Annotated in this window: 4 protein-coding genes; all 4 read right to left on the reverse strand. The window is 45.8% G+C overall.

The genetic code is table 11. The annotated features are described in order from the left end of the window. Positions 1-159: 159 nt before the first annotated feature. The 4 genes from Q7P41_RS01550 to Q7P41_RS01565 all read right to left on the reverse strand — a co-directional run bounded on the left by Q7P41_RS01550 (position 160) and on the right by Q7P41_RS01565 (position 2,987). Positions 160-282, reverse strand: coding sequence for a hypothetical protein (locus Q7P41_RS01550; protein ID WP_303881621.1), 123 nt, complete (start codon positions 280-282; stop codon positions 160-162). 74 nt (positions 283-356) lie between these two features. After that, complete coding sequence (locus tag Q7P41_RS01555; RefSeq protein WP_303881623.1) at positions 357-1,553, reverse strand: M20 family metallopeptidase; 1,197 nt, start codon at positions 1,551-1,553, stop codon at positions 357-359. A 25-nt stretch (positions 1,554-1,578) separates the two neighbouring features. After that, on the reverse strand, positions 1,579-2,256 hold the full coding sequence (locus tag Q7P41_RS01560; RefSeq protein ID WP_303881625.1) for a hypothetical protein: 678 nt from the start codon (positions 2,254-2,256) through the stop codon (positions 1,579-1,581). A gap of 32 nt (positions 2,257-2,288) precedes the next feature. Continuing rightward, positions 2,289-2,987, reverse strand: coding sequence for a DUF5058 family protein (locus Q7P41_RS01565; RefSeq protein ID WP_303881627.1), 699 nt, complete (start codon positions 2,985-2,987; stop codon positions 2,289-2,291). Between the last annotated feature and the right edge of the window lie 893 nt (positions 2,988-3,880).

Genomic DNA, 3,880 nt, shown 5'->3' on the forward strand with positions numbered 1-3,880 from the left:
TAGTTTAAATTCAAAACCGCGGTGGGCAACAAGCTTACCGGGTGAGCAATTCCCTCACAGGGAAGAGCGAGAACAACGCCGTGGCACAATCAGTAACCCGGATGGTATCTAGCACAATAGCCAGTCCGGCTTTACATGCCTGATCGCAATCGCTGCACCTCAAAGGCCAATTTCCTCTTGCACGCAAACGACGCCATCAATACAGGCCCATTCGCGCTCATCACCCAACACGCCGCATAGAAACGCTAGGTACTTGAGTCTTTTTTTAAGCCTTTCCTTCATAATTCTCTCTCTAACGCTGCAAGATGATTTAAAAAAGGAGAAGAAGCTAGACGCTTCTCCCCCTCCGCAAGTTTTTAATTAGAAAGAAAATCTATAACCGTAGCGCTCAATAAAAGTGCGCCTTCCCACAGGACGTTCTCGTCAACATCGAACTTAGGGTTGTGATGGGGATGTATCTGTCCGTCCACCTCTTTGCAGCCGGCGAGGAAAAAGAATGTCCCTGGGACCTCATTCAAGAAGTAAGCCATATCCTCTCCAACCATAGAAGGTTCAGGAATTTCTTTAACCATATCCTTGCCTAGAATTTCCGTTGCCACCTTCACAAACCTCTTCGTGAACTCAGGATCGTTGGAGAGCGGTGGATATCCGTAAGTATAGATATAATCAACTTCGGCTCGCATTCCGGATGCAACGCCCTTGATTATTCCACCGATGCGTTCGTCCAAAAACTCTCGAATGTCTTGCTTTAAGGCCCTAACTGTCCCCTCGAAGGAAACTTCCTGCGATATTATGTTGTAAGCCGTCCCACCTTGAATTTTGCCGATGGTCACTACTACAGGCTCAAGCGGATTAACCTCGCGACTGATTACCGTCTGGACAGCTGAAATGGCATGGGAAGCAACCGAGATGGAATCGACTGATTTGTGGGGCGTCGCTCCGTGAGCACCCTTTCCTTTGATTGTAACATCGATCCTGTCCATGCAAGCCATCATAGGACCGTAGCTCACAAAGACCTCTCCAGTCTTCTCGTAATCCCAAAGACAGCCTGTATGCAAGCCAATGATTGCATCTACCTTGGGATTCTCCAAGGCGCCGTCTTCAATCATCGGCTTTGCTCCGCCAGGGCCTTCTTCGGCAGGCTGGAAAATGAACTTGACGTTGCCTGCAAGTTCTGAAGCAATCTCAGAAAGCAGTTTTGCAGCACCGAGAGCTATGGCCGTGTGAGCATCGTGACCACAGGCATGCATGCGCCCCTCAATTTTGGATGCAAAGGGAAGTCCCGTTTCTTCCTTTAGGTTTAAGGCATCCATATCTGCCCTAATTGCCATGGTTGGACCGGGTTTTGATCCCTTAAGGACTGCCACGACCCCGTGGCCAGCAACTCCCGTTCTAACCTCAAGGCCCATTTCTTTGAGTCTTTCGGCAACAAACTTCTCCGTCTCCGGTAACTCTAAACCTACTTCGGGATATTGGTGAAAATGGCGTCGCCACTCCACGAACTGACCCTGAAGCTCCTTTGCCCTTTCCTTCAATCTGTCAAACCTTCCCACGATTTATCCCTCCAAGCGTAGGATGTTACTTAATTACGCCTTTTTTATAAAATATTCTTGCGATCCCGATGGTTCCAAAGACCGATGCGAGTATGATGATCCAAACGGGCACTTTGAAAATCAAGAGCGCTATGGGAATCGCCAGTGCAAAAGGTGCCAACTCTGGCTGTCGTAGCGAAAACTGGCCGAATACCGCACCAAATATTGCAGGGGCAGTATAACTTCTAAAGGCATCGGCCACGGCTGGTGGGAACAACTTGATCAACGAATAACCCACAAAGGCTGCAAGGGTTACAGCAACGAAGTTTACGATGATCGAGCCGATAATTCCCATTGTGCCTATTAGTTCCGCCTGCCTCGTCCCTTCCTTAACCCCCAAAACTTCTTGAGCCATTGCGGAACAGGGTAACCTCAGATTAGATACGTTGCCACTCAAAATCGACATGTACGTGCCTGCCAATCCCAAGATGGGATAGTAAGAGATCGGTTCTACGAAGTACATGGCTCCAAACACTGCGGCTATGAGCCCCCAGGCTGTTATTGCCGTTGACAGTTTCGGATAAACACCATATACAATGTATAGGTAAACCAAAGGAAGAAAGCTCAAGATACAAGCACTAAGCATGGTTATCATTCCTATTCTTACTACAGGACGCGTCCAATGTTCATGAAGGAACGCATCGTCAATTTTTTTCTCCGACATTTTCTTACCTCCTCTCCATCCACGTTAATTTACTAGAATAAAATGGCCGCCACAGTCATGCCAATTAGCATGGCAATACCCAACGTGTACTCCTTAAGCCAGCTCGCCTTTTTGGCGACCTTTAACAGGATAACCATCGACACACCACCAACAATTGCTGCAGTCAGTGGACCATTGAAAGCTATTATGTTGCGGCCGTTTAAGTAACCAAAAACGCCTATCATGGCAGCAGATGTCAATATTGCCAACCATGCTGGATCGCCAGCACCCATCTTCTCCCTAAAAGCTTCCAGCTTATGGGCAAAAAGCCCCACGAATAGAAGCCAACCACAACCGTTGATGGCCATGGTCCACCAAGAGACCGACATGGCGTAAAGGTCGTAGCCCTCTCCGCCGAATGTAACTCCTACAGCATCGGCCCCGACTGTTGCTGCCGTAAGCTCTGTTGGAGCAGCTCCTATAACTGCTAGGCGCATCCAAGCCATGGGAGCTCCTATAACTGACATCAGGCCAACCATAATGATGAAGATTGCTATCGAAGGTCCAATTGCCGTTATAGCGCCTGCTCTAAAAGCGAGCTTAAGCTGATCATGGGTCAGATCCACTATATCTGCAGTCTTGTAAATTTGCTTGTAGTATAGATAGGCTTGAATTACAGTCAGTATTGCTACAGGAGCAGCCGTAAGCCAAACTCCTAACGAGTTCGCTACACTAAGGACATCCTCGCTCATCTTTCTACCTCCTTATAATTTAAATTGTTTTTAGTACGAACATGGTTTGCCTTAAATTATCTATTACAAATTCCTCGATTGTATCCCCTTAAACACTTGCATCACCTTTCAAATAGCATGCAATCATATGAAATCCATGCCATATTGCGATATTGCACTATAGGTGACAATTTCAAGACGAGTATTCATATGTTGGTCATTTTTAATCTTATTTTACAAGATGTATACAACATTCGTCGATACATGTAAGATATTCATAATATCGTCCATTATGACTCTTTTAGGGTAATATGAAACAGCATCATAGTCATAATACTTGTATTGAATTAACGATACTGCTCATTTCTATAATAAAACTCACATAAATACACACTCAACGATGAAAGATTATATCATAAGTAAATAATACCAAAGCATATGAGTTTTTCAACATTTAAAATTTTTGTTGCAAACGAGTGCGGCTGCTTACCAACAGCCATGGGATAAGGGCCTAATAATTGCGATGGCAATAAAAGGCATGGGCTTACATGGGCTTAATTGTGGAGCCGTTTAATGCTTAATTTTTGATTATAAGCGAGATATACATCAATACCATATCATCCGGACGATATAACCTAGCTTAGTTATTTCGAGTGGGTCCAGTAAGGGACGGGGGAATATCGGGATGGCAGTTCATAATCAAAACCGCGGTGGGCAACAAGCTTACCGGGTGAGCAATTCCCTTACAGGGAAGACGCCACGGGTTCGAAACCTGCGTCGCCCACCATTTTTATTTAACAGGCTTATTTAACAGACCTTAACTATGCAGTTCGGCACCACCGCACAATATAAAGATCAAATCATTTACGTTTGTGCCCGTAGGCCCCGTCTTTATCAAGCTGCCAACGGCCTGC

The organism is Acetomicrobium mobile (assembly GCF_937920065.1).

What these genes read in the sequence shown, in the direction of transcription:
- Q7P41_RS01560 (WP_303881625.1), bottom strand. Translation starts at nt 2,256, where the DNA reads ATGTCGGAGAAAAAAATTGACGATGCGTTCCTTCATGAACATTGGACG.
- Q7P41_RS01550 (WP_303881621.1), bottom strand. Translation starts at nt 282, where the DNA reads ATGAAGGAAAGGCTTAAAAAAAGACTCAAGTACCTAGCGTTTCTATGC.
- Q7P41_RS01565 (WP_303881627.1), bottom strand. Translation starts at nt 2,987, where the DNA reads ATGAGCGAGGATGTCCTTAGTGTAGCGAACTCGTTAGGAGTTTGGCTT.